This window comes from Mycobacterium sp. IS-1496 (assembly GCF_001499995.1).
Classification (GTDB): Bacteria; Actinomycetota; Actinomycetes; order Mycobacteriales; family Mycobacteriaceae; genus Mycobacterium.
Window position 1 is genome coordinate 13,121 of sequence record NZ_LQIU01000010.1, and the last position, 24,804, is coordinate 37,924.

22 protein-coding genes are annotated in these 24,804 nt (G+C 70.9%); 5 read left to right on the forward strand and 17 right to left on the reverse strand.

From position 1 onward, the window contains the following. Positions 1–75: 75 nt before the first annotated feature. Positions 76–786 carry an LppX_LprAFG lipoprotein gene (locus AU195_RS06590; protein ID WP_059158270.1) on the forward strand — a complete coding sequence of 237 codons (711 nt, stop codon included), beginning with the start codon at positions 76–78 and terminating at the stop codon, positions 784–786. After that, positions 786–2,489, forward strand: coding sequence for an MFS transporter (locus tag AU195_RS06595; RefSeq protein WP_059158271.1), 1,704 nt, complete (start codon positions 786–788; stop codon positions 2,487–2,489). Before AU195_RS06590 ends, AU195_RS06595 begins: the two co-directional genes overlap by 1 nt. 1 nt (position 2,490) lies before the next feature. On the opposite strand, the gene AU195_RS25630 is transcribed toward AU195_RS06595, so the two are convergent. The 10 genes from AU195_RS25630 to AU195_RS06640 form a co-directional block, all read right to left on the reverse strand. Beyond that, a complete protein-coding gene (locus tag AU195_RS25630; protein ID WP_157531050.1) occupies positions 2,491–2,643 on the reverse strand; it encodes a hypothetical protein in 153 nt (50 codons plus the stop codon). Between the two features lie 156 nt (positions 2,644–2,799). Beyond that, positions 2,800–3,801: a bifunctional diaminohydroxyphosphoribosylaminopyrimidine deaminase/5-amino-6-(5-phosphoribosylamino)uracil reductase RibD gene (gene ribD, locus AU195_RS06600; RefSeq protein ID WP_059158272.1), complete on the reverse strand. Its 1,002-nt coding sequence runs from the start codon at positions 3,799–3,801 to the stop codon at positions 2,800–2,802. Continuing rightward, positions 3,801–4,475 (reverse strand): ribulose-phosphate 3-epimerase, encoded by a 675-nt coding sequence (rpe, locus tag AU195_RS06605; protein WP_059158273.1) that lies wholly within the window; start codon positions 4,473–4,475, stop codon positions 3,801–3,803. The genes ribD and rpe overlap by 1 nt, the downstream gene beginning before the upstream one ends. A gap of 5 nt (positions 4,476–4,480) precedes the next feature. Then, complete coding sequence (locus AU195_RS06610) at positions 4,481–5,857, reverse strand: RsmB/NOP family class I SAM-dependent RNA methyltransferase (protein ID WP_059158274.1); 1,377 nt, start codon at positions 5,855–5,857, stop codon at positions 4,481–4,483. Further along, positions 5,854–6,780: a methionyl-tRNA formyltransferase gene (gene fmt / locus AU195_RS06615; RefSeq protein WP_059158275.1), complete on the reverse strand. Its 927-nt coding sequence runs from the start codon at positions 6,778–6,780 to the stop codon at positions 5,854–5,856. The genes AU195_RS06610 and fmt overlap by 4 nt, the downstream gene beginning before the upstream one ends. Before the next feature lie 20 nt (positions 6,781–6,800). Further along, positions 6,801–7,337, reverse strand: a complete 537-nt coding sequence (locus tag AU195_RS06620) for a LemA family protein (RefSeq protein WP_059158276.1) — start codon at positions 7,335–7,337, stop codon at positions 6,801–6,803. Then, complete coding sequence (locus AU195_RS06625; RefSeq protein ID WP_059158277.1) at positions 7,331–9,154, reverse strand: DUF2207 domain-containing protein; 1,824 nt, start codon at positions 9,152–9,154, stop codon at positions 7,331–7,333. The genes AU195_RS06620 and AU195_RS06625 overlap by 7 nt, the downstream gene beginning before the upstream one ends. A gap of 27 nt (positions 9,155–9,181) precedes the next feature. After that, positions 9,182–11,179 (reverse strand): primosomal protein N', encoded by a 1,998-nt coding sequence (locus AU195_RS06630; RefSeq protein WP_059158278.1) that lies wholly within the window; start codon positions 11,177–11,179, stop codon positions 9,182–9,184. 52 nt (positions 11,180–11,231) lie between these two features. Next, positions 11,232–12,482, reverse strand: coding sequence for an acetamidase/formamidase family protein (locus AU195_RS06635; protein ID WP_059158345.1), 1,251 nt, complete (start codon positions 12,480–12,482; stop codon positions 11,232–11,234). Between the two features lie 111 nt (positions 12,483–12,593). Further along, the gene (locus AU195_RS06640; protein WP_059158279.1) at positions 12,594–13,343 is read right to left on the reverse strand and encodes a lysoplasmalogenase; all 750 of its coding nucleotides are present in this window, start codon (positions 13,341–13,343) and stop codon (positions 12,594–12,596) included. Between AU195_RS06640 and AU195_RS06645 the strand changes: the two genes are divergently transcribed. Together AU195_RS06645 and AU195_RS06650 are read left to right on the forward strand one after the other, a co-directional pair. After that, a complete protein-coding gene (locus AU195_RS06645) occupies positions 13,306–14,259 on the forward strand; it encodes an alpha/beta hydrolase (protein WP_172800490.1) in 954 nt (317 codons plus the stop codon). The two genes, AU195_RS06640 and AU195_RS06645, sit on opposite strands and share 38 nt — an antisense overlap. An 87-nt stretch (positions 14,260–14,346) precedes the next feature. Then, positions 14,347–15,819, forward strand: a complete 1,473-nt coding sequence (locus AU195_RS06650; protein ID WP_059158281.1) for a flavin-containing monooxygenase — start codon at positions 14,347–14,349, stop codon at positions 15,817–15,819. Here AU195_RS06650 and metK read toward each other — a convergent pair. The 5 genes from metK to mihF all read right to left on the reverse strand — a co-directional run bounded on the left by metK (position 15,816) and on the right by mihF (position 19,738). Further along, positions 15,816–17,024, reverse strand: a complete 1,209-nt coding sequence (gene metK / locus AU195_RS06655) for a methionine adenosyltransferase (RefSeq protein ID WP_059158282.1) — start codon at positions 17,022–17,024, stop codon at positions 15,816–15,818. The genes AU195_RS06650 and metK overlap by 4 nt on opposite strands. Before the next feature lie 141 nt (positions 17,025–17,165). After that, the gene (gene coaBC / locus AU195_RS06660) at positions 17,166–18,416 is read right to left on the reverse strand and encodes a bifunctional phosphopantothenoylcysteine decarboxylase/phosphopantothenate--cysteine ligase CoaBC (protein ID WP_059158283.1); all 1,251 of its coding nucleotides are present in this window, start codon (positions 18,414–18,416) and stop codon (positions 17,166–17,168) included. 15 nt (positions 18,417–18,431) lie between these two features. Continuing rightward, the gene (rpoZ, locus tag AU195_RS06665; RefSeq protein WP_059094121.1) at positions 18,432–18,755 is read right to left on the reverse strand and encodes a DNA-directed RNA polymerase subunit omega; all 324 of its coding nucleotides are present in this window, start codon (positions 18,753–18,755) and stop codon (positions 18,432–18,434) included. 58 nt (positions 18,756–18,813) lie between these two features. Then, positions 18,814–19,410, reverse strand: coding sequence for a guanylate kinase (gmk, locus tag AU195_RS06670; RefSeq protein ID WP_059158284.1), 597 nt, complete (start codon positions 19,408–19,410; stop codon positions 18,814–18,816). A 10-nt stretch (positions 19,411–19,420) separates the two neighbouring features. After that, positions 19,421–19,738 carry an integration host factor, actinobacterial type gene (mihF, locus tag AU195_RS06675; RefSeq protein ID WP_003889986.1) on the reverse strand — a complete coding sequence of 106 codons (318 nt, stop codon included), beginning with the start codon at positions 19,736–19,738 and terminating at the stop codon, positions 19,421–19,423. A 486-nt stretch (positions 19,739–20,224) separates the two neighbouring features. Here mihF and AU195_RS06680 point away from each other — a divergent pair, with 486 nt between their 5' ends. Continuing rightward, a complete protein-coding gene (locus AU195_RS06680; RefSeq protein WP_059158285.1) occupies positions 20,225–20,527 on the forward strand; it encodes a hypothetical protein in 303 nt (100 codons plus the stop codon). 99 nt (positions 20,528–20,626) lie between these two features. Here AU195_RS06680 and pyrF read toward each other — a convergent pair whose 3' ends face one another. Together pyrF and carB are read right to left on the reverse strand one after the other, a co-directional pair. Next, the gene (pyrF, locus tag AU195_RS06685) at positions 20,627–21,442 is read right to left on the reverse strand and encodes an orotidine-5'-phosphate decarboxylase (protein WP_059158286.1); all 816 of its coding nucleotides are present in this window, start codon (positions 21,440–21,442) and stop codon (positions 20,627–20,629) included. 2 nt (positions 21,443–21,444) lie between these two features. Then, on the reverse strand, positions 21,445–24,786 hold the full coding sequence (gene carB / locus AU195_RS06690; protein ID WP_059158287.1) for a carbamoyl-phosphate synthase large subunit: 3,342 nt from the start codon (positions 24,784–24,786) through the stop codon (positions 21,445–21,447). Positions 24,787–24,804 lie beyond the last annotated feature (18 nt).

Below are 24,804 nucleotides of genomic sequence, written 5' to 3' on the forward strand. Positions count from 1 at the left end.
CTAGTCCCCGCGGAACCGGGTCCGCGCCGACCGCGCAACCGGATCCCCGGCGGGCCACCCTCTACGATGCAAGTCATGCCGACGAGCCCTCGCCATGCCGCCCAGGCCCTCATCGCCGTCCTCCTTGCCGCCGCCATGTTCGTCGCCGGTTGCTCCTCGTCCTCGGAGGACTCCGACAAACCGCTACCCGACGCCGCGACACTGCTCCAGCAATCCACCGAGACCACCCGCGGTCTGCAGAGCGTGCACCTGAACCTGACGGTGCAGGGCTCCATCGAGGAACTGCCGATCGAATCGCTGGAAGGCGACCTGACCAACACCCCCGCGGTGGCCGCCGCGGGTAAGGCCAACATCGTCTTCCTCGGCCAGCGCCTCGACGGCGTCGAGTTCGTGGTCGCCGACGGCAACCTGTACGGGGCCATCAGCGCGGGCAGCTTCCAGGACTTCGGCCCCGCCGCCGACATCTACGACGTCGCGGCCATCCTCAGCCCCGACAAGGGCCTGGCCAACGTGCTCTCCAACTTCAGCGATCCCAAGTCCGAGGGCCGCGAGAACGTCAGCGGTCTGGACACCGTGCGGGTGACGGGCACCGTCAGCGCCGAGGCCGTCAACGCGATCGCCCCCCAGATCGGCGCGACGGGCCCGGTGCCCGCGACGGCCTGGATCGAAGAAGAGGGCAGCCACAATCTGGCGCAGGTCAAGCTGGAGCCGAGCGCGGGCAACAGCGTCACGATGACGCTGTCGGACTGGGGTAAGCAGGTCACCGTCACAAAGCCCGCGGTGTGATGCCGACCGACACGTTCGGACAGGCCACCGCGCCGGCGGGCAGCCGGAGCCGCCGGATCGCGATCAGCGCGGGCAGCCTCGCGGTCCTGCTCGGCGCGCTCGACACCTACGTCGTGATCGCGATCATCCGCGACATCATGTTCGACATCGGGATCGCGATCAACCAGATCCAGCGCGTCACGCCGATCATCACCGGCTACCTGCTCGGCTACATCGCCGCGATGCCGCTGCTGGGCCGGGCATCCGACCGGTTCGGCCGCAAGTTGGTCCTGCAGCTCAGCCTGGCCGGGTTCGCCCTCGGCTCGGTGGTCACCGCGTTGTCCAACGACCTGACCCCCATGGTGATCGGCCGCTTCATCCAGGGTGTCGCCAGCGGCGCCCTGCTGCCGGTCACCCTGGCGCTGGCGGCCGACCTGTGGGCCACCCGCAACCGCGCCTCCGTGCTCGGCGGCATCGGCGCCGCTCAGGAACTGGGCAGCGTCCTCGGGCCGCTGTACGGCATCGCCGTGGTGGCGGCACTGAGCACCTGGCGTGACGTGTTCTGGATCAATGTGCCGCTCGCGGCGATCGCGATGGTGCTGATCCACTTCAGCCTGCCCGCCCGACTGAAACCGGAGCGACCGGAGAAGGTCGACGTCGTCGGCGGCCTCCTGCTGGCCGTCGCGCTCGGGCTGGCCGTGATCGGCCTGTACAACCCGGCGCCGGACGGCAAACAGATCCTGCCCGACTACGGTCCGCCGACGCTGATCGGCGCCGCGGCCGCGTTCGTCGCGTTCTTCGTCTGGGAGCGGTTCGCCCGCACCCGCCTGATCGAACCGGCCGGTGTGCACTTCCGGCCGTTCCTCGCGGCGCTGGGCGCCTCGCTGTGCGCGGGTGCGGCGCTGATGGTCACCCTGGTCAACGTGGAGCTGTTCGGTCAGGGCGTGCTCGGCAAGGATCAGACCGAGGCCGTCCTGCTCCTTCTGCGGTTCCTGATCGCCCTGCCGATCGGTGCGGTGGTCGGCGGCTGGATCGCCAGCCGCATCGGTGACCGGCTGGTGACGTTCGCCGGTCTGCTGATCGCCGCCGGCGGATACCTGCTGATCTCCAGGTGGCCGGTCGACCTGCTGTCGGCACGGCACGATCTGGGCTTCATCAGCCTTCCGGTCCTCGACACCGACCTGGTGATCGCCGGAATCGGTCTCGGCCTGGTGATCGGTCCCCTGACGTCGGCGTCGCTGCGTGTGGTGCCGGCCGCCCAGCACGGCATCGCGTCGGCCGCCGTCGTGGTGTCACGCATGGTCGGCATGCTGATCGGGCTCGCGGCCCTGTCGGCATGGGGTCTGTACCGGCTCAACCAGCACCTGCAGACGCTGCCGTTCCCGCCAGGAGCGGACACGCTGGCCGAACGGTTGGCCGCCGAGGCCGACCGCTACCGCGCGGCGTACGTGCTGCAGTACGCGGACATCTTCGTCGTCACCGCGGTCGTCTGCGTGATCGGCGCGCTGCTCGGTCTGCTGATCAGCGGTCGACACGAGCATGCCGACGAACCCACCGCGCCCGACAGCGCGGGTGACGCCGAAGACGAGGCGCCCACCGAGTTCATCAACGTCTCGGGACATGCGGGGGACGCGCCGACGCAGGCGTTCGGCACCGGCAGCGGTGATCAGACCACCCGCATGCCGCGGCAGACGCCGCCCGGCAGGCACCGCACCGAGGGGTGAGTCAGCAGCGCTCGATACCCGGCCGGATCAGGCGGTAGTCCTCCCGGGCGTCGGGGCGGCCCGGGAGCACGCTGCGAAGCGGACCCCAGACGAACGACCCCATGGCACGGGGCGCGGCGGCCGGGATACTGAGCCAGTCCTGTAGTGCGGTCACGCTTGACGTCCTTTGTTCGTGCTCATCGCGCGCACATCGTCGGTGAAAGCGCTTCGGTACGAGTGTACCGAAGCAGGGCCCCCGGAGTGGGTCTCCGAACTGGGAAAACGCCGCGTGTCGGCTGTCAGGCAGGTGGGCGGGCGCCAGGAAGCGTGATCAGCCGGGAACCAGCGACAGCAGCACGTCGGGCCCGATCGGGGTGATCCCGTCGAATCGCCACCGCTGGGCGTGGGCGATGCTCAGCACGCCCACATCGTCGACGGCGGTCACCGGCCCGCCGAGCAGGATCGGTGCGACGTAGGCCACGATCCGGTCGATCACGCCGGCCCGCAGGAACGCACCCGCCAGCGTCGGACCCCCCTCGAGGATGACGTCGGTGCGGTCGGACAGCGCCCTGAGCACCTCCTGCGGGTCGCGGGTGCGGATCACCATGGTCCGCGAATCGTCGTTCATCACACGGGAATCCGCGGAGACCTCGCGCTCGCCGACCACCACCCGCAGCGGTTGCCGTTCGGCGAGACTCCCGTCGGGAAGCCGTGCGGTCAACACCGGATCGTCGACGAACACCGTGCCGGTGCCGACCACGATGGCGTCCGCGACGGCGCGGCGGCGGTGCACGTCGAGGCGGGCCGCCTCGCTGGTGATCCACTGGCTGCTGCCGTCGGCGGCGGCGCTGCGGCCGTCCACGCTCGTCGCGAACTTCCAGGTCACGTGGGGTTTGCCGGTCCGCTGCTTGTGCAGCCACTCCCGCAGCACCCCGCCGGCGACGACGTCGCCGAGCACTCCCGCGGTCACCGCGACACCGGCGTCACCGAGCCGGACCGCTCCCCCGGCCGCCACCGGATTCGGATCGGGCACCGCGAACACGACGGCCGAGACCTCGGCCGCCACCAGCGCGTCCACGCACGGCGGGGTCCGGCCGTGGTGGTTGCAGGGCTCCAACGTGACCACCGCGGTGCCGCCCGCCGCCTTCCGGCCTGCGCGGCGCAACGCCATCACCTCGGCGTGCGGGCCGCCCGTCGGCTGGGTCGCGCCGACACCGGCGACCTCGCCGTCGGCGTCCAGGATGACCGCTCCCACAGGCGGATTCGGATACGTGCCGCCCTTGACGCGGTCGGCCTGTTCGACGGCGAGCGCCATCGCGGCCTCGGGGGTCATCAGGACAGATGCTTGGAGGCGGCGGCAGCCTGGTTGCGCAGCGAACGCACCGCCGCGGCCGGGTCCTCCGCGCTGTACACGGCCGATCCCGCGACGAAACAGTCGACCCCGGCCTCGGCGGCCTCGGCGATGGTGTCCTCGTTGATGCCGCCGTCGATCTCCACGAGCACCGTCAACTCACCGGCATCGACCAGTCGCCGCACGATGCCGACCTTCGGCAGCACCTCGGGGATGAACTTCTGGCCGCCGAAACCCGGTTCGACCGACATGATCAGCAGGGTGTCGAACTCTCGCAGGATCTCCAGGTAGGGGTCGATCGGGGTACCCGGCTTCACCGACAGCCCGGCCTTGGCGCCGGCCGCGCGGATGTCGCGGGCGACGGCGACCGGGTTGTCGGTGGCCTCGGCGTGGAACGTCACGTTGTGCGCGCCGGCCTCGGCGTACGGCGGCGCCCACCGCTCGGGGTTCTCGATCATCAGATGGCAGTCCATCGGGATGTCGGTCACCTTGAGCAGCGATTCCACGACGGGCAGCCCGAGGGTCAGGTTCGGCACGAAGTGGTTGTCCATCACGTCGACGTGCAGCCAGTCGGCGCCGGTGACCGCGGCGGTCTCGTCCGCGAGCCGGGCGAAGTCGGCGGACAGGATCGACGGTGCGATGAGGGGGTGCGCCATGCGGATCAGATTACTTGCAGCGCTGCGGCGAACATCGCGTCCGTACCGTGCCGGTGCGGCCACAGCTGGACGTGGGGTCCGTCGCCGAGGTCGTCGACCGGGTCGAAGAACGGCCGGGTGTCCAGCACGGTGACCGGGTGACGGCGCACCGCGTCGGCGACCACGCCGACGGTCTCGGCCAGATGCGGGGAACACGTCGCGTACAGCACCACGCCGCCGGGGCGGGTGAGCCGGATCGCCGAGGCCAGCAGTTCGCGCTGCAGGCGGGCCAGCCCCGGCACGTCCCCGGGTTGCCTGCGCCACCGCGCCTCCGGCCGCCGCCGCAGCGCACCCAGCCCGGTGCACGGCGCATCGACGAGCACCCGGTCGAAGCCGGGTTCCACACCGGGGTCGCGGCCGTCGACCCGCAGCACCGTCACGTCGAGGCCGCGGGTGTTCTCCTCGACCATCTCGGCGCGACGCGGGGCGGGTTCGACCGCGGTGACCGGACCGGGGGCGAGCGCGGCAAGCATCGCGGTCTTCCCGCCCGGGCCGGCACAGAGGTCGAGCCAGCGGCCGCGGTCGTCCTCGACGGGTGCCAGGGTGAGCGCGCGCGCCACCAGCTGGCTGCCCTCGTCCTGCACCAGCGCGCGGCCGTCGCGGACCTGCTCCAGACGGCCCGGGTCGCCGCCGGGCAGGTACACCGCGTACGGCGAATACCGCCCCACCTCGCCGCCGGCCGCCGTCGCGAGATCCTCGGCGCTCAGCACGCCGGGGCGCGCGGCGAGGTGCACCACCGGGCGTGCGTCGTCGCTGGCGAGCAGTGCCTCCAGCTCACCGGCGCGGGCGCCGAGCGCATCGGTGAAGGCCTGGGCAACCCATCGCGGATGCGCATGGGTGAACGCGATGTGCCCGACAGGGTCGGTGCCGGCGGGCGGCGCGAGCTCCGCGACCCACGACGCCTCGTCCCGCCCGGCGATCCTGCGCAAAACCCCGTTGACGAAACCGGCGCGCGCCGTGTCGAATTCGATACCCGCCTGTTCGACCGTCGTGGACACGGCGGCGTGCGGTTCGACCCGGGTGCGCAGCAGCTGATAGGTGCCGAGGCGCAGCAGATCGAGGAGCACCGGGTCGATCCGGTCCACCGGACGCCCCGCGGCGCTCTCGATGACCGCGTCGAGCAGGCCGCGGCTGCGGCACGTGCCATAGGTGAGTTCGGTGGCGAACGCGGCGTCGCGGCCCTCGAGGCCGCGCTCGTTGAGCATCGCGGGGAGCGCGAGGTTGGCGTAGGCGTCGCGTTCGGACACCGCGCGCAGCACGTCGAACGCGACGCGGCGGGCGGGGTCCAGCGGTTTGCGCCGCTGGGGCCGGTTGCGTTGTGGGCGGTGCGGCGGGCGGGTCACTGCGCCGCCACCGACGCGTCGAGGCGGGCGCCGCGGGCCCAGTCGGCGGCGTTCATGGGTTTCTTGCCCGGCGGCTGGACGGTGCCGAGGCGCACCGGGTCGGAGGCGGTGCCGACCAGCACCGCGTTCTTCAGCACGCGCAGCGCGCCCGGGGCCAACGATTCTGATGGTTCGACGGTGACCGGTCCCAGCTTCACCCGTACGTCACCGATGACCGTCCAGGCGCCCGGATTCGGGGTGACGGCGCGGATCCGGCGGTCCACGACGTGGGCGGGCAGATCCCACCGGACCCGGGCCTCGTCCACGGTGATCTTCGGGGCGACGGTGACGCCGTCGGCGGGTTGCGGCACCGCCTGGAGACGGCCGTCGGCGATCCCGTCCAGCGTGCTCTCGAGCAGACGCGCACCGGAGTCGGCGAGCCGGCTGAGGAGGTCGCCCGCGGTGTCGGCCGGGCGGATCGTCTCGGTGACCACGCCGTACACCGGGCCGGAGTCCAGTGCCGGCTCGATGAGGAAGGTGGTCGCGCCGGTCACCGCGTCACCGGCGGCGATCGCCGCCTGTACCGGAGCGGCGCCCCGCCAGGCCGGCAGCAAGGAGAAGTGCAGGTTGATCCAGCCGTGGGCGGGGACGGCGAGCAACCGCTCCGACAGCAGCGCGCCGTAGGCGACGACGGCGCAGCAGTCCGGCGCCAGTTCGCGCAGTTCGGCGACGAACTCCTCGGAGTTGGGCTTCGGGGGCCGCAGCACCGGGATGCCGTGGTCGAGTGCGAGTCGTGCGACCGGTGACGGGGACGGCTTACCGCGACGGCCCGCCGCCGCGTCGGGGCGAGTCAGCACCGCGGCCACCTCGTGATGGGGTGAGTCGATCAGCCGCTGCAGCGAGGGCAGGGCGGGTTCGGGGGTACCGGCGAAGACGAGACGCACCGAGACAGTCTAGGGAGGGCTCATCGCGGGGTCTGGTAGTACTCGCGCTCGGACACCCCGGCCGGGCCCGCCACGAACATCCACGGGATCGTGGTGGTGAGCCGGTTGAGCGTGGCGACCGCGTCGTTGTAGTACTGCCGCGCGAAGGCGAGCTTGTTCTCGGTGTCGGCGAGGTTGCGCTGCAGATCGAGGAAGTTGCCCGACGAGCTGAGTTTCGGATAGGCCTGGCCGAGCGCGAGCACCTGGCCGACGGCGGTGTCGAGTTCCTTCTCCGCGGCGCTGCGCTGTGCCACCGACCGGCCCGCCGTCGCCGACGTCACGGCCGCCCGCGCGGTGCTGACATGGTCGAGGATCGCCTTCTCGTGGGCGGCGAAGGTCTGCACGGTGTGGACCAGGCTGGGGATCAGCGACGCCCGCCGGGTGAGTTCGACGTCGATACCGGCCAACGCCTCGGCGACCCGGACGTCGGCCGCCCGGAGTTTGTTGTAACCCATCACGAACCCGGCCAGCGCGAGCACCGCGAGCACCAGCACGAGCACCAGCACGAAGCTCACCATGAACCGCCCCCTCCTCCTCCGCCGCCGCCTCCGCCGCCACCGCTGGAGAAGCTGCTCCCACTGCTGCTCCCGCTGCTCGACGACGACGCCGCCTGCGATGCCGTGTAGGCGTTGATCGACGACGACAGCGACGATTCGAAGCTGTCGAACGCGCCGCCTGTGCCGGAACCGCCGGTGTATCCCGATCCCGACGGGGACGACGTCTGGTACCACACCGGTTGCGGTGCAGGCACTCCCATGACCATCTCGTACTTCTTGGCCCACAGGGCGGCGACGCCGGCGGCGGCGGCGAACGGCAGGTACGCGGTGTAGAGGTCCTTGCGCGCCGCGAAGTCGAAGCGGGCTTCGGCGGAGTCGGTGCACAGCATCCGGTGGAATCCGCCGACCTGCGACCACAACTTGCGGCCCTCGGGGGTGCGGCGGGTGCCGAGCCCGCCGAACCACGCCGGGATGGTCACGACGAAGAACACCGCGAACGGCAGACCCGCCATGGTGGTCGCGAAACCCCAGCCCAGGAATCCGCACACCGCGAGCACCGCGGCCGCGATGTTCGCGGTCTGCAGCCAGCCCTCACGTCGGCGGGTGACCATCAGCCCCTCGTCGAGCACCCACTTCTTCGCGGCGGCAGCCATATCGGTGCGGGCCTTGCTGAGTTTCTCCCCGCTCCTCGCGGTGTGTTTGGCCTCGAACTCGGTGCCGGTGCCGATGACCTTGAGGGCCGATCCGACCGCGACACCGACCGGGTCGGCATCGGCCCAGCGGCTCTTGCCCGCGGTGCCGCGCACCTCCCACTGTTTCGAGTTCACCTGGCGCAGCGTGACGAGGTCCTGTTCGGCGAGGTGGAACAGCGTGGCGGTCAGCCCGTGCCCGGGCACCTTCTCGGTGCGCAGGTACTCGGCCTGGACGGGACCGATGCCGGGCGGCGGGGCGTACTGCAGCGGGAACGCCGGCGCGCGTTCGATGGCCGACCTGGTCCACAGGTATCCGCCGAGCGCGGCCAGGGCGCTGAGCCCGAGCATCCACGCGAGGCCGTCGACCGAGCTGCCGAGGATCCGGTCCCAGCGGTGGGGCCAGGGCAGTTCGGCGCGCGGCGGCGGGTCGGCGTCCACGCCGGTGCGGACGGTGACCGGGGTGCGTGGCGGCAGGTCACGCGCCTCGATGCGCACCGTGCGGTCCGTCACGGTCACCTCGTCGCACGCCCGGCCGAGGCCGTATCCGACGCTGCACTGAACGCCGGTGACGTCGGCGGGCAGGGTCACGCTGATCTGCGCGCGGTCGATCCGGTTGTTCCACGACGGGGCGATGACGTTCCAGAAGAACGTCGACGGTGCGTCCGGATCGCCGGTGGTGGTGGCGAAGCGGCGGTCGGCGCCGGTGTCCCCCGGATCGAGGACACCGGGGATGCGGTAACGGATCTCGTAGACGTGCTCGCCCGGCGTGAGCGTCACGTCGGCGGAGCCGACCTTGGCGACGTGGAACCTCTTGCCGTTCTCCCACTGCAGTTCGTAGGGTTCGGGTTCGCCGTCGCGCGTGACGGATTCGACGTGGGGCGGCTGCCGGATCCGGTCGTTGTTCGGGTTGGTCACATCCCAGTAGCGGAAGATGCCGTGCCGATCCGACGGGAACTCGCCGGTGATGGTCTCGACCGCGGTCAGTTCACCGTCGGCGGCGACGGTGAAGTCGGCCCGGTAGTCCCGGATCACCATCGGGTCGTCGACGGTGCCTGCGTCGCCGGATCCGCCGTCGAACACCAGCGGCCACAGCAGTCCGATGGCGATGAGCAACAAGGTGATCGACCACGCGAGCAACCGCCGCATGCCGTCCTCCTGTCCGGTGGGTTCGCCTCACCCTATGTGCAACGGGTCGATCTGTACGCGAGCCGGATCGGTGTCGTGGCGGGCGCTCAGCACGCCGGTCCCCCGCCGCAGGGCCGCCGCCAGCGCCAGCCCGCGGTCGCGGGGCACCCGCACCAGCATCCGACTCACCGCGGCGTCGGCCGGTGTGCCGGGCGGCCGCCTGGCGTCGACGGGCAGATCGACCGGCCCCAGCGCCTCGGCGTCGTCGGGCAGGTCGGCGGTCTCGAGCAACGCCGTCACCGCCGGGAACGCCCCGTCGACCGCGGCGATGTGCACGGCGGGCGGCAGCCCCACCTCGGATCGGGAGTCGAGTTCGGATTCCGCGTGGCCCAACGGATCCCAGCGGATCAGCGCCTGCACGGTCGGGATCGCCGATTCGGCGACCACGGTGACCACACCGCCGTCCGAGCGTGGGCGCACCAGCGTGGCGGCCGCCATCCACCGGCGCAGCGTGTCCTCGGCCGCCCGGAGATCCTGCCGCCCGAGCAGCGCCCAGCCGTCGAGCAGCAGTGCGGCCCCGTAGCCGGCGGCGGGCTCGGGTTCGGCGCCCGGCGTGGCGACCACCAGTGCGGGTTCGTCGGCGACGGCATCCACCATCGCCTCGCCGCTCGAGGTGACGACCGGTGTGCCCGCGAACGCGCGGCCGAGCTCTTCGGCGGTGCGCCTCGCCCCCACCGCGACCGCCCGGACCGAATCCGATCCGCAACGGCCACAACGTAATCCGACGTCCTCGCGTCCGCACCACCGGCACATCGCCGCACCGCCGCGCTCGAGCAGCGACAGGGGCCCGGTGCAGTGTCTGCACCGGGCAATCGCCCGGCACCGGGCGCACGCCAGCGCCGGCAGATAGCCCCGCCGGGGTACCTGCACCAGTACGGGTCTGCCCGCCTGCAGGGCGGCGCGGGCGTTCCGCAGCGCCACCGACGGGAGCCTGGCGGTGTGCGCGGCCGGGTCACGCTCCTGTTCGAACCCGCTGTCCTCCAATGCGATCACGCGCGGGGCCGCCGCCCGCACCGCGGGGCGCGGCGCGACGAGGTCGTGGGCCCACCTGCTGCGAACCAGCGCCTGGGCCTCGGCGGTGCGGGAGTAGCCCCCGATGAGGGCCGCGCAGCGCAACTGGTGGGCGCGCAGCATGGCCACCTCGCGCGCGTGCGGATAGGGCGCCCGCGGCTCGGCCAGGCTGTCGTCACCGTCGTCCCACACCATCACCAGACCCAGGTCGCACACCGGCGCGAACACAGCACTGCGGGTGCCGATCACGAACCGGGCGCCGCCCCGCAGCACCGACAGCCAACGCCGGTACCGCTGCGACGGACCGAGCCCCGCCGACAGCGCGACCACCCGGTCGCCGGCGCGCAGCGACACCGCGGCGGCGTGCAGGGCGTCCACGTCACGCTGGTCCGGGACGATCGCCAACACACCGCGGCCACTGGCGACCGTGAGCGCCGCGGCCTCCGCGAGGCGGGCCGCCCACCGTTCGCCGGGCAGCGCCTGCCAGACCGCACGGGCGGCACGCCCCTCGCCGACCGCACCGAGGAACTGTTCGGCGCGCGGATAGGCCCGCCAGGGGGCGAGGTCGATCGCCGGGACCTCGGCGGGGGGCAGATCGGGGGCCGGCTTCTTCTCGGCGCCGGCGTGCCGCGGGGGTACGGCAAGGCGCAGCACGTCCGGGCGGGTGCCGGCGTAGCGTGCGGCGACCGCATCGGCGAGCCGGCGCACGTCGGGGGTCAGCACCTGCTGCGGCGAGACCACGCGGTCCAGCCAGCCCAACTGCCCCGCGTGGTCGGTCTCGGAACGCCGCTCGAGCAGGAACGCGTCCACCAGCCGGCCGTGAAAACGCACCCGGACCCGGACGCCGGGCTGGGCGTCGTCGGAACACTCGGCCGGCACGAGGTAGTCGAATTCCCGGTCGAGATGCGGCACCGACAGCATCGGCAGCACGCGCGCGATCGGCTCGTGTTCGGCCGGCTGCCGGGTTTTGGTCACCCGACACCTCTAGCAGACGGCCCGGACACGCCTTCGCAAGGGCCGTACCGGATCAGGACGCGAAGTGGTCCTTATAGATCTGCCCGTGCACGCCGACGGTGCGGTCGACCACCTGGGAGATGGTGAAGTCGCCCGCCGCGGACAGGTACGCGTAGGCGGTGGCACGGTCCATCCCGCGGTCCCGCTCGAGGTAGTCCAGGGCGTTGACCACGGCGCGGCGCATCGCGACGTCCAGATCGCTGCCCTGGCCGCCGACGGCGCCGTCGGGATCGGACAGCCCGATCGGTATCCAGGCCCGCTCGGTCTCGGCGAACGGGTAGCGGTAGGACACGCTGGGCGCATCGCCGGAGCCCGGTTTGCACACGGTGAGCCGGAACGTGCCGCGCAGCGAACCCTCCATCGCCGTCAGCGCCACCTCCCCGTCACCCATCGCCATGTGCGGATCCCCGACGTAGAACAGCGCTCCGGGAGCGAACACCGGCAGGTAGAACGTCGATCCGACGCCGAGCAGTTTGATGTCGATGTTGCCCCCGCCGATCGTCGGCGGGATCGAGTTGGCGTTGGGGGCGTTGAGGCCCTCGTCCCTGGCGAAGGCGACGCCCATCATGCCCATGAACGGGTTGAGCGGGAACCGCACCGAACCGCCCGCGCCGACGGGCATGACGCCGCGACCCTGCTCCACCGGGGTGAACACCGAGACGTCACCCCACTTCATTGGGTCGGGATCCGACCGCCCGTCGGTGTCCGGGGGCGGCATCACCTCGGCGAGCGAGATACCCGCAGGCGCGGCCTTGTCCGCGGCCAGGCCCAGCGCACCCTTGCCGTGCCGGCTCGACACGACCCCGTAGGGCACCCGCGGCGCCGTCTCGAGCGTCTCGATCTTCAGCACGTCGCCGGGTTCGGCACCCTCGACGAAGATCGGTCCCGTCACCACGTGCGGGCCGTCCTTGGCGAAATTCCGCGGGGTCCGGTTGTATTCGGCCGCAATGGCTTTCGCATCCTCCAGAACATCCGACTCGCTGACCCCCAGGCCGCCGAACCACTCGACCGGGTCGCGTCCCTGGTCCTCGAGGATCCCCTCGTGGGAGACGGCGTCGATGGTGACGGTCTGCCCCGACCGCATCCGGAGCACCGGCGTCGCGTGCACGGTGGGCACGTAACCCCACAGCACCTGGTCGGGCAGCGAGGACAGGTAGTGGTCGCCGCTGCGGTCGCCCTGGCCCGGCTGCAGCACGGAAATCGACGAGTACGGCAGTTCGGACGCGGTGGCCGACGACGTGTTCTTGGTGCAGGCGGCGACCACTGCGCCGGCCCCGACACCGACCACTGCCGTCTGGAGGAATCCTCTGCGTCCGAAGCCGTGTGTTCCGCTCATGGCGCGACGTTAGCCACGCTACGTTTCGGTCCGGTCAACTCAGGTTTCGTCGCGGTTTACCGTGCGACCGAAGAAGAAACCCGCGGTGATGAGCAGGAGTGACGCCGCGTAGACCCACCAGATCGGCACCGCGAGCGCCTCGGAGCCGAGGACGAACCGGCCGATGCCGATCATGGCGTCCGACACCGCGAAGCAGACCGCGCCGAGCGCCGTCCACGGCGTCGGCAGCCGGGCCAGCAGTGCGGCGCACACCATGGCCCCGAGCACGGTGATGTAGGCGGTGACGGGGACGGCCATCCCGTCCTCGACGAGCCGCGGCCAGAACCACACCAGCAACGCGCCGCACGCCACCACGGTGAGCGCGACGCCCACCGACCGCGCAGCCGACCGGGCGGCCAGCGGGACGAGCGCGGCCAGGAAGCACAGGTGGGCGACGAGGAACGACGCGAGGCCGAGCACGAACGACGGCTCCCACCACGGGATCGCCAGCAGGAAGTCGCCGCACGCCGAGAACACCAGCGCAGGCACGAGCCAGCGGCGCTCGCGTCGGATCGGGTGGCCGGCCGCCCCGATGGCCAACAGCACCGCGGCCAGCGCCTTCACCGCGGGCTGGGCGACGAACTGGCCGGTGAGCTCGGCTCCCTGCGGAACCCGCAGCGCCGTCACGATCAGGAAAACGCCGTAGCCGGCGGCGACGACCGCGGCGGCGGCCCACAACCGGGCGGTCCGCCGGTGTGCGTACGGTGAGGTCGTGTCTGTCGCTGACGAGAAACCGCCTATCGACGCCATTCTGAGAAAGGTACTGGACGCGGTGCCGTTCCAGCTCTCGGTCGACGAGGGCGTCGAGGTGGCCCGCCGCAAGCTGCGGGAGCTGCCCCGGCGGGAGGTCCATCCCGAGGTCGAGGCGCAGGACCGGACGATCCCGGGCCCCGCCGGTGAGATCTCGATCCGGGTGTACCGGCCCGCCACCTCGGAGCCCGCGCCGCCGGTCGTCGTCTTCTTCCACGGTGGCGGCTTCGCCGCCGGAGACCTCGACACCCACGACGGTGAATGCCGCCACCACGCGGTGGCGGCCGATGCGGTCGTCGTGTCGGTGGACTACCGGTTGGCGCCCGAACACCCGTATCCGGCCGCGGTCGAGGACGCGTGGGCGGCGCTGACGTGGGTCGCCGGGCACGGCGCCGAACTGTCGGTGGACGCGAGCCGCCTGGCGGTGGCCGGCGACTCCGCGGGCGGCAACCTGTCGGCGGTGATGACCCACCGCGCGCGCGACCACGGTGGACCGCCGATCGCGTTCCAGCTGCTGTGGTACCCGGGCACGCTGTGGGACCTCTCGCTGCCCTCGGTCACCGAGAACGCGGATGCGCCGATCCTCGACCGCGACGCGGTCGCCGGCTTCGCGGGCTGGTACGCCGGCGCCCACGATCCGGCGGACCTGGCGGACCTGCCGCCGGGGCTGGCGCCGGGCCGGGCGAGCGACTTCACCGGGCTGCCGCCGGCCTACATCGCGGTCGCGGGGCACGACCCGCTGCGCGACGACGGCATCCGGTACGCCGAACTGCTCACCGCCGCCGGCGTCCCCGTCGAGCTGCACCACGCCGAGACGCTGGTGCACGGGTACCTCGGCTACGCGGGTGTGGTGCCTGCGGCGACGGCGGCGGCCGACCTGGGGTTCGCCGCGCTGCGCGCGGCACTGCACCGCTGACCGATCGACCGTCGACTGGGGACCTTTGACCGATCGCCGCGGTGTCGGCTAGAACGGCAGACGAGGCCCGCAACGGAAGGCGGCACGATGCCCGACCACCACACCCTCATCGTCGGCGCCGGGTTCGGCGGAATCGGGGCGGCGATCGCACTGGACCGGGCGGGGCTGGCCGACTATCGCATCATCGAGGCCGGTGACGCCCCCGGCGGCACCTGGTACTGGAACACCTACCCGGGCATCGCCGTCGACATCCCCTCGTTCTCGTACCAGTTCTCGTTCGAGCAGAGCCCGAACTGGTCGCGCACCTACGCGCCGGGTCACGAGCTGCGGGCCTACGCCGAACACTGCGTCGACAAATACGGCCTGCGGGACCGGATCCGGTTCGGGACCGAGGTGCTCGCGGCGACGTTCGACGAGACCGACAACGCCTGGCGGCTGCGACTGGACTCCGGCGACGAGGTGACCGCACGGTTCCTGGTCAACGCGACCGGGGTGCTGACGGTGCCGAACATGCCGGACATCCCGGGCGTCGACTCCTTCGCGGGAACGACCGTGCACACCGCCCGGTGGGACCCGTCGGTGGACCTGCGCGGTAAACGCGTGGCGATCATCGGCACCGGCGCGTCGGCCGTCCAGGTGATTCCCGAGATCGCCCCGCTGGTCGAGCGGCTCGACGTGTTCCAGCGGACACCGATCTGGTGCTTCCCGAAGTTCGACGTGCCCTTGCCGCGGGCGGTGCGCGCCGCGATGCGTCTGCCGGGCGGGAACGCGGTGCAGCGGCTGCTCAGTCAGGCCTTCGTCGAGTTCACGTTCCCGCTGGCCGCGCAGTACTTCACCGTCAACCCGATGGCCCAGCGCATGGACCGGGCGGGCCGGTCGTACCTGCGCAAGCAGGTCGAGGACCCGGTGACGCGGGAGAAGCTGACACCGCGCTACGCGGTGGGCTGTAAACGCCCCGGCTTCCACAACACCTACCTCGCCACGTTCAACCGCGACAACGTCCGGCTGATCACCGAGCCGATCGACAAGATCACCGGGTCCGGTGTGGCCACCACGGACGGCGAGAGCCACGACGTCGACGTGCTGATCCTGGCCACCGGCTTCAAGGTGGCCGACAGCGATGCCCAGACCTTCGCGATACACGGTGCCGGCGGCATGTCGCTCGCGCAGTTCTGGGACACCCACCGGCTGCAGGCCTACGAAGGTGTCAGCGTGCCGGGGTTCCCGAACCTGTTCTCGGTGAGCGGCCCCTACGGGTACGTCGGCTCGTCGTACTTCGCCCTCATCGAGACTCAGACCCGCCACATCGTGCGGTGCCTGCGGGAGGCGCGGCACCGCTCGGCCGAACGGGTCGAGGTGAGCCGGGCCGCCAACGACCGCTACTTCGACGAGATGATGCGCAAACGGCACCGGCAGATCTTCTGGCAGGACAGCTGCCGCGACGCCCGAAGCTACTACTTCGACCGCAACGGCGACGTGCCGCTACGGCCGGCCAGCACACTCGAGACGTACTGGCGCAGCCGGCGGTTCCCCCTCGACGACTACGAGTACTCGGCCTAGACGGCCGTCTTCAGCGCGTCGGCCTTGTCGGTGCGCTCCCACGGCAGGTCGATGTCGGTGCGGCCGAAGTGGCCGTACGCGGCGGTCGGCGCGTAGATCGGGCGCAGCAGGTCCAGGTCTCGCACGATCGCGCCGGGGCGCAGGTCGAACACGTCGGTGATGGCCTTCTCGATCTTCGCCGGGTCGGCGGTCTCGGTGCCGAAGGTCTCGACGAACAATCCGACCGGTGCGGCCTTGCCGATGGCGTAGGCCACCTGGACCTCGACACGCTCGGCCAGACCCGCCGCGACGACGTTCTTGGCCACCCAGCGCATCGCGTACGCCGCGGAGCGGTCCACCTTGGACGGATCCTTCCCGGAGAAGGCGCCGCCGCCGTGGCGGGCCCAGCCGCCGTAGGTGTCGACGATGATCTTGCGGCCGGTCAGACCGGCGTCACCCATCGGGCCGCCGAGCACGAACTTGCCGGTCGGGTTGACCAGGAGCCGGAAATCGGAGGTGTCCATGGTGTCGTGGCCGAGATCCGACAGCACGGTGTTGACGACCTTCTCCCGGATGTCCGGGGTGAGAGTGCCCTCGAGGTCGATGCCCTCGGCGTGCTGCGTGGACAGCACCACGGTGTCCAACCGCACCGGGGTGACACCGTCGTACTGCACGGTGACCTGGGTCTTGCCGTCCGGCCGCAGGTAGTCGAGCACGCCGTTCTTGCGCACCTCGGTCAGCCGGCGGGCCAGCCGGTGGGCGAGCGCGATCGGCAGCGGCATCAGCTCGGGGGTGTCCTTGATGGCGTAGCCGAACATCAGGCCCTGGTCACCGGCGCCCTGCAGGTCCAGCGGATCACCGGCACCCTCGACGCGGGTCTCGTGGGCGGTGTCCACACCCTGGGCGATGTCCGGGGACTGCGCGCCGATGCCGATGTTCACACCGCAGGTGGTGCCGTCGAAACCCTTGTCCGACGAGTCGTAGCCGACCTCGAGGATGCGATGCCGCACGGTGTTGGTGATGTCGGCGAACGCTTCTTTCGCCGAGGTGGTCACCTCGCCGACGACGTGCACCTGGCCGGTGGTGACGAGGGTCTCGACCGCGACACGCGACCGGGGATCCTGCGCGAGCAGCGAGTCGAGGACCGAGTCGCTGATGGCGTCACAGATCTTGTCGGGGTGTCCCTCGGTCACCGACTCACTGGTAAACAGCCGACCTTTACTCACGTGTGATCCTCACTTGTATCGAACGTTGTACTGAATTCCGCCATGCTTACTTAGCCCGTCAAATCGTATCGGTGCCCAGTTGCACCCAAGCGCGTACCCGAACCGTACGCAACCCTTTGATGCAGCCGAATCCCCCGCCGGTCACCCGTTGCTGTTCTGCAGAAAGGCGACGATCGCGTCCACGATACGGCTGGCCATCAGAGTTTTCGAACCGTGCTCCAGTGCGGTCTCGGTACCGTCGGCCGCGAGCAGCCATCCGTCGTTGTTGTCCACCTCGAACGCCCGGTTGTCGCCCACCGCGTTGACGACCAGGAGGTCGGAGCCCTTGCGCTTGAACTTCGCGCGGGCGTGGAACAGCACGTCGCCATTGGCGTCGCCGGTCTCGGCGGCGAACCCCACGATCGCCCTCATGTTGGGCAGCTGTCCGTCAGAGCGCGCGCGGACCGTCCCCGCGAGGATGTCGTCGGTGCGCGTGAGGTCGATGGTGGGCGCGTCCTCATTCGGATCGCTGGACTTCTTGATCTTGGCTGTCGCGGTGTGCACGGGCCGGAAGTCGGCGACCGCGGCCGCCATCACCAGGACGTGCGCGTCGGGGGCGTGTTTGGACACCGCATCGCGCAGTTGGGCGGCAGACCCGATGTGGACCACCTCGACGCCCGCCGGGTCGACGAGTCCCGCGGTGTTGCCCGCGATCAGCGTCACGTCGGCACCGCGCTGGGCCATCACCCGCGCCATCGCGTAGCCCTGCTTGCCGGAACTGCGGTTGCCGATGAAGCGGACCGGGTCGATCGGTTCGCGGGTGCCGCCGGCGGTCACCAGCGCCTTCACCCCGGCGAGGTCGTAGGGCAGCGCGTCACCGCGCACGAGCAGCAGCTGGGCCAGGGTGGCGATCTCCTCGGCCTCGGGCAGCCTTCCGGCACCGCTGTCGGCGCCGGTGAGGCGCCCGGAGGCGGGTTCGAGGACGACCGCGCCGCGGCGGCGCAGGGTCGCGACGTTGTCGACGGTCGCGGGGTGGAACCACATCTCGGTGTGCATCGCCGGGGCGAACAGCACCGGGCACCTGGCGGTCAGCAGCGTGGCGGTCAGCAGGTCGTCGGCGCGGCCCGCGACCGCACGGGCCAGCAGGTCGGCGGTGGCCGGCGCGACGACCACCAGATCGGCTTCCTGCCCGATGCGCACATGCGGCACCTCGTGGACGTCATCCCAGACACCGGTGTGCACGGGATGGCCGGACAGGGCCTCGAAGGTGGCGGCGCCGACGAACCGCAGCGCGGATTCGGTGGGCAGGACGCGGACGTCGTGACCGGCCTCGGTCAGCTGGCGAACCAGCGTGCACGCCTTGTACGCGGCGATGCCTCCGGCGACGCCGACGATGATCCGCTTGCGGTCCACTGCGGAAGGCCTGAGCTACTCGCCCTCGGTGTGCTCGAGCAGGTCCTCGTGGATCTCGCGCATGGCGATCGACAGCGGCTTCTCCTGCAGGCCGGGCTCGACCAGCGGGCCGACGTACTCGAGGATGCCGTCACCGAGCTGGTTGTAGTAGTCGTTGATCTGGCGGGCGCGCTTGGCGGCGTAGATCACCAGCGCATACTTGCTCGACGCCCGGTCCAGCAACTCGTCGATGGGCGGGTTGGTGATGCCCAGCGGCGTGTCGTAGGCGCCGGCGGCGGCCGCGTCGATGGTCAGGTCGTCCACGGCGGTCAACTGCGCGTCGGCGTGCGGGGTGCTCACGTAAAAAATCTCCTGGCGATGTGCGGAAGGTGAGAGGTTCACCTCTGCTTGGGGCGGATCAGGCCGGATTCGTGCCGGCCGACGTGTGGCCCACCAGCAAGGATACCAATTCTGAGCAGGCAGATTCCAACTGGCTGTTCACGACCACCGCATCGAAGTCGCTCTGCGCGGCCAACTCGGTGCGCGCCGTGGCCAGCCGCCGGCTCATCACCTCCGGCGTTTCGGTGCCGCGCCCCATCAGCCGGCGCTCCAGCACCTCCCAACTGGGCGGGGCGAGGAACACCGAGAGCGCCTCGGGCATGGCCGTCTTGACCGCCCGGGCGCCGGCCAGGTCGACCTCGATCAGAACCGGCCGGCCCGCCGCGGTGGCCTCGCGCACCGGCTGGGCCGGGGTGCCGGAGCGGTGCAGGCCGCCGTGGATCTCGGCCCACTCCAGGAGTGCGCCGTCGTCGATGAGCTGCTGGAACTCCTCGGGTGTGACGAAGGCGTAGTCGACCCCGTCCACCTCGCCCGGCCGCGGCGCCCGGGTGGTGGCCGAGACGCTGAAGTACAGGTTGGGGATCCGCTCCCGCAGGCACCGCACGACGGTGGACTTCCCGACAGCGGAGGGGCCGGACAGGACTACGACCCGTCCGACCCCTCGGCCGGTGTTCAACGTGTGCGTCCTAGGACTGATCGAACTTCTCGAGCAGAGCCTTGCGCTGACGGTCGCCGAGCCCGCGCAGCCGGCGGGTCGGGGCGATCTCGAGTTCGGTCATGATCTCCTGCGCCTTGACCTTGCCCACCTTCGGCAACGCCTCCAGCAGCGCGGAGACCTTCATCTTGCCCAAGACCTCGTCGGTCTCGGCATCCTTGAGCACCTGCTTGAGGTTGGTGCCGCCGCGCTTCAGCCGATCTTTGAGCTCGGCACGCGCTCGACGTGCGGCAGCAGCCTTCTCCAACGCTGCCGCGCGCTGTTCGTCGGTCAACTGGGGAAGGGCCACGGGGTTCCTCCGTCTCTGGCGATTTCTCTCGGCCATCTTTTTCTGTCTCGGCTGGTAGAACCAGCCAGCGACGACGACCGTACCCACGCATCCCGACGAAAGCTAACCCCACCCCCGCGTTTCTCGATCAAAAGCCCAGCGTGTAGTGGTGCGCGAGGCGGTTCGGGGTCGGCGCGTCGCGCACTCGGCAACGTCACCGAAACCGCCGATCCCCCTGTCCAGCAGGGGTTTTGCCCCCACTGCACGCCCGCGGGCGCCTGCGGCCGGGTCTGAAGTGCAGGTAGAGGGTTCGGCGGGGGTCCGCCGGAACTTAAATTTTCGCTGGTCACGGCGTGTCGGGCGTGTCGAGGGGGCCGACGCGACCGTGCGACGACAGCGCACAGCGCCCGCACAAGGTCACCACACGGTCGACCCACGTACCGGCCCTAGCGTCGCTCGGGCGAGGCGAACCCGCCTCGTCCGAGCAGACGACGAACGGAGCGAGCGATGAACGTCAAGAAGGCTGTGGGCACGTCGGCACTGGCGGCCGGGATCGGCATCGCCGGCCTGCTGGGCGCCGGAACCGGCACCGCAGGCGCCGACCCCGGCCCGGCCTGCGACCGGCCCGGTGCGTCGGCGTGCGCCTCACACCGGGCCGATGCACCCAGCGACTGGCGGCAGCGCGGACCCGACCAGGCCCGCCAGGACCACCGGCCGTTCAACTGGCACGGTCAACCGGTGACACCGATGCGCGCGGGCAACGGCGACGGATGGGGCTTCTGGTTCCTCGGGCAGTGGATCCGGTTGTAGGACGCACCGCGACGGGGCGGGCCGTCGTCGGACGGTCCGCCACGCCGGCGCTCCGCTGGCCGGTTTCCCGCCCTGGGTTCACAGTCGATCCGTAGGCGGTCACGCGAGGTACGCCACGGCGTCGCGCATCCGCTCCGCGGCACCGCGCAGCGCCGCGACGTCGGGGCCGGCGCGCAACACCTCCCGCGACACCGTGGGCAACAGCTGTCCCGGACGGGCGCCCCCCAGGCCCCCGAGCGCCTCCGGACGGCCGCCCTGGGCGCCGACACCGGGCACCAGCACCGGGCCGCCCAGCGCGCTCACATCGGGTGGTTCGGCCACCGTGGCGCCGACGACGACGCCGACCGACCCCGGCCCCTCGGCGTCGCGGTTCACCGCTGCGGCGGCGTCGACGATCGACTGGGCGACGGTGGCGCCCTCGATCCGGGCGCGTTGCACACCCGCGCCCTCGGGGTTGGACGTGGCGGCGAGCACGAACACGCCCGTCCCGTGTCTGCCGGCGGTGTCGAGCAGTGGCTGCAACGACCCGAAGCCCAGGTACGGCGACGCGGTGACCGCATCGGCGGCCAGCGGCGACTCCCCCGCCCACGCCTGGGCGTAGGCGGCCATCGTGGAGCCGATGTCGCCGCGCTTGGCGTCGGCCAGCACCAGCACGCCTTCGGAACGCAGGGCGGCCATGGTTCCTTCGAGCACCGCGTACCCCGCCGAACCGTGGGCTTCGAAGAAGGCCACCTGCGGTTTGACGATCGCGAAGCCCGCGAATGCGCTCACGCAGATGTCACAGAAGCGGCGCAGCCCGTCGGCGTCGACCGACAGCCCCCAGGTCGTCAGCAGCTCCGGGTGCGGATCGATGCCTGGGCACAGCGGACCCCGTTCGGACACCGCCTCGGCGAGCCGGCGCCCGAAGCCGCGCATGGTCAGTGCTCCAGCTCGCTGTGCAGCTCCTGCAGGCTCATCACCCCGATGTCGCCGCGCAGGCTCGACTCGATGCCCTGCACCGCGGCCGAGGCGCCCTGCACGGTGGTGATGCACGGGATGTTCATCGACACCGCGGCCGAACGGATCTCGTAGCCGTCGACGCGCGGACCGGAGTTGCCGTACGGCGTGTTGATCACCATCGCGACGTCACCGGCGCGGATGGCCTCGATCGCTGAGCGCCGCTTGTCGTCGGCCCCGCTCAGACCCTCGTAGTGCTTGCGCACCTCGTCGCACGGAATCCCGTTGCGGCGCAGCATCTCCGCGGTTCCCTCGGTGGCGAGCACGGTGAAGCCGAGGTCGGCCAGCCGTTTGACCGGGAACACCAGCGACCGCTTGTCGCGGTTGGCCACCGAGACGAACACGGTGCCCGACCTGGGCAGCGAACCGTAGGCCGCGGTCTGGCTCTTGGCGAACGCGCTGCCGAAGTCGTGGTCGATGCCCATCACCTCACCGGTCGACTTCATCTCCGGGCCGAGCAGCGAATCGATCTGGGCGCCGTCGGCTTTGCGGAACCGGTGGAACGGCAGCACCGCTTCCTTCACCGCGACAGGGGCGTTGCGGGCGGTGGTGCCCCCGTCGCCGGTCGCGGCCAGCACACCCTCCTCGCGCAGCTGGGCGATCGTGGCGCCGAGCATGATCCGCGCACACGCCTTGGCCAGCGGCACGGAGGTGGCCTTCGACACGAACGGCACGGTGCGGCTCGCCCGCGGGTTGGCCTCCAGCACGTAGAGCACATCGTCCTTGAGCGCGTACTGCACGTTGAGCAGCCCGACCACCCCGACGCCGTGCGCGATCGCCTCGGTGGCCCGCCGCACCGATTCGATGTCGCTGCGGCCCAGCGTCACCGGGGGCAGCGCGCACGCCGAGTCGCCGGAGTGGATCCCGGCCTCCTCGATGTGCTCCATGATCCCGCCGATGTAGACCTCGGTGCCGTCGCACAGTGCGTCGACGTCGATCTCGATGGCGTCTTCGAGGAAGCGATCCACCAGCACCGGGTGCTCGGGCGACAACTGGGTGGCCCGGGTGATGTAGCCCTCGAGGGTCTGCTCGTCGTAGACGATCTCCATACCGCGACCACCCAGCACGTAGGACGGCCGGACCAGCACGGGATAGCCGATGTCGGCGGCGATCAGGCGGGCCTGGTCGAACGTGGTGGCCAGGCCGAACCTCGGGGCGGGCAGCCCCGCGGTGGTCAGCACCTCGCCGAAAGCCCCGCGGTCCTCGGCCAGGTCGATGGCCTTGGGGCTGGTGCCGACGATCGGGACACCCGCCTGTTCGAGCCGTTCGGCCAGCCCGAGCGGCGTCTGCCCGCCGAGTTGCACGATCACCCCGGCGACGCCCGGACCGCCCGCGCCGGAGGCGGATTCGGCGTAGTAGATCTCGAGGACGTCCTCGAACGTCAGCGGCTCGAAGTACAACCGGTCGGCGGTGTCGTAGTCGGTCGACACCGTCTCGGGGTTGCAGTTGATCATCACGGTCTCGAAGCCGGCCTCGCTCAGCGTGGTCGCGGCGTGCACACAGCTGTAGTCGAATTCGATGCCCTGACCGATGCGGTTCGGGCCGGAGCCCAGGATCAGCACCTTGGGTTTCTCGGCCTGCGGCGCCACCTCCGACTCGGCCGCCGGGTCGAGTTCGTAACTGCTGTAGTGGTAGGGCGTCTTGGCCTCGAACTCCGCGGCGCAGGTGTCGACCGTCTTGAACACCGGGTGGATGCCGAGGCGCTGACGCAGCGCCCGCACGCCGACCTCACCGGCGAGTTCGGGGCGCAGCGCGGCGATCTGGCGGTCGGACAACCCGTTGTACTTGGCCCGCCGCAGCAGGGCGCCGTCGACGACCGGGGCATCGAGGATCTCGGTGCGCAGCGACACCAGCCCGGCGATCTGGTCGACGAACCACGGGTCCACCCCGGAGGCCTGTGCGACCTGCTCGACCGATGCCCCGAGCCGCAGCGCGTATTCGATGTCGTAGAGCCGCCCGTCGGTCGGGGTGCGCAGGTTCTCCAGCACCTCGTCGACGGTGGCGATCGGGTCCGGGGCGGTCCAGAAGCCGGCACGACCGCTCTCCAGAGAGCGCATCACCTTGCCGAGCGCCTCGATGAAGTTGCGCCCCAGCGACATCGCCTCGCCGACCGACTTCATCGTCGTGGTCAGGGTGGCGTCGGCGCCAGGGAACTTCTCGAACGCGAACCGCGGCGCCTTGACGACGACGTAGTCCAGCGTCGGCTCGAAGCAGGCCGGGGTCTCCTTGGTGATGTCGTTGAGGATCTCGTCGAGGGTGTAGCCGATCGCCAGCTTGGCCGCGATCTTCGCGATCGGGAAGCCGGTGGCCTTCGACGCCAGGGCGCTGGACCGCGACACCCGCGGGTTCATCTCGATGACGATGAGCCGGCCGTCGTCCGGGTTCACCGCGAACTGGATGTTGCACCCGCCGGTCGCCACGCCGACCTCGCGCAGGATCGCGATGCCGAGGTTGCGCATGGTCTGGTACTCGCGGTCGGTCAGCGTCATCGCCGGGGCGACGGTCACCGAGTCGCCGGTGTGCACGCCCATCGGGTCGAAGTTCTCGATCGAACACACCACCACCACGTTGTCGTGGCGGTCGCGCATCAGCTCGAGTTCGTATTCCTTCCAGCCGAAGATGGACTCCTCGATCAGCACGTTGGCCGAGGGGGACGACGCGAGCCCGTGCCCGGCCATCCGCTCGACGTCCTCGGCGGAGTACGCCATGCCGGAGCCGAGACCGCCCATCGTGAACGACGGCCGCACGACCACCGGCAGGCCCAGTTCCTCGACGGTCTCGCGGACCTCTTCCATCGTGAAACAGACACGGCTACGCGCGGATTCGCCGCCCACCTTGGTGACGATGTCCTTGAACCGTTGCCGGTCCTCCCCGCGTTGGATCGCCTCGAAGTCGGCGCCGATCAGCTCGACGTCGTAGCGTTCGAGCACACCGTTCTCCGACAGCGCGACCGCGGTGTTGAGCGCGGTCTGTCCGCCGAGGGTGGCCAGCAGCGCGTCGATTTTGTTGCCGCGCTCGGCCTGCTGGGCGATCACCCGCTCGACGAAGTCCGGTGTGATCGGTTCGACGTAGGTGAAGTCGGCGTACTCCGGGTCGGTCATGATCGTCGCCGGGTTGGAGTTGATCAGCGTGACGGTGAGGCCTTCGGCGCGCAGCACGCGGCAGGCCTGGGTGCCGGAGTAGTCGAATTCGGCGGCCTGTCCGATCAGGATCGGCCCGGAGCCGATCACCAGGACGTGGCGCAGGTCTGTCCGACGTGGCATTACTTCTCCTCACCGCGA

Bases quoted from the DNA above. Each gene is read 5' to 3' on its own strand.
- AU195_RS06590 (WP_059158270.1), top strand. From the start codon at position 76: ATGCCGACGAGCCCTCGCCATGCCGCCCAGGCCCTCATCGCCGTCCTC.
- AU195_RS06595 (WP_059158271.1), top strand. From the start codon at position 786: ATGCCGACCGACACGTTCGGACAGGCCACCGCGCCGGCGGGCAGCCGG.
- ribD (WP_059158272.1), bottom strand. From the start codon at position 3,801: ATGACCCCCGAGGCCGCGATGGCGCTCGCCGTCGAACAGGCCGACCGC.
- rpe (WP_059158273.1), bottom strand. From the start codon at position 4,475: ATGGCGCACCCCCTCATCGCACCGTCGATCCTGTCCGCCGACTTCGCC.
- AU195_RS06620 (WP_059158276.1), bottom strand. From the start codon at position 7,337: ATGGTGAGCTTCGTGCTGGTGCTCGTGCTGGTGCTCGCGGTGCTCGCG.
- AU195_RS06625 (WP_059158277.1), bottom strand. From the start codon at position 9,154: ATGCGGCGGTTGCTCGCGTGGTCGATCACCTTGTTGCTCATCGCCATC.
- AU195_RS06640 (WP_059158279.1), bottom strand. From the start codon at position 13,343: ATGGCGTCGATAGGCGGTTTCTCGTCAGCGACAGACACGACCTCACCG.
- AU195_RS06650 (WP_059158281.1), top strand. From the start codon at position 14,347: ATGCCCGACCACCACACCCTCATCGTCGGCGCCGGGTTCGGCGGAATC.
- AU195_RS06680 (WP_059158285.1), top strand. From the start codon at position 20,225: ATGAACGTCAAGAAGGCTGTGGGCACGTCGGCACTGGCGGCCGGGATC.
- pyrF (WP_059158286.1), bottom strand. From the start codon at position 21,442: ATGCGCGGCTTCGGGCGCCGGCTCGCCGAGGCGGTGTCCGAACGGGGT.
- carB (WP_059158287.1), bottom strand. From the start codon at position 24,786: ATGCCACGTCGGACAGACCTGCGCCACGTCCTGGTGATCGGCTCCGGG.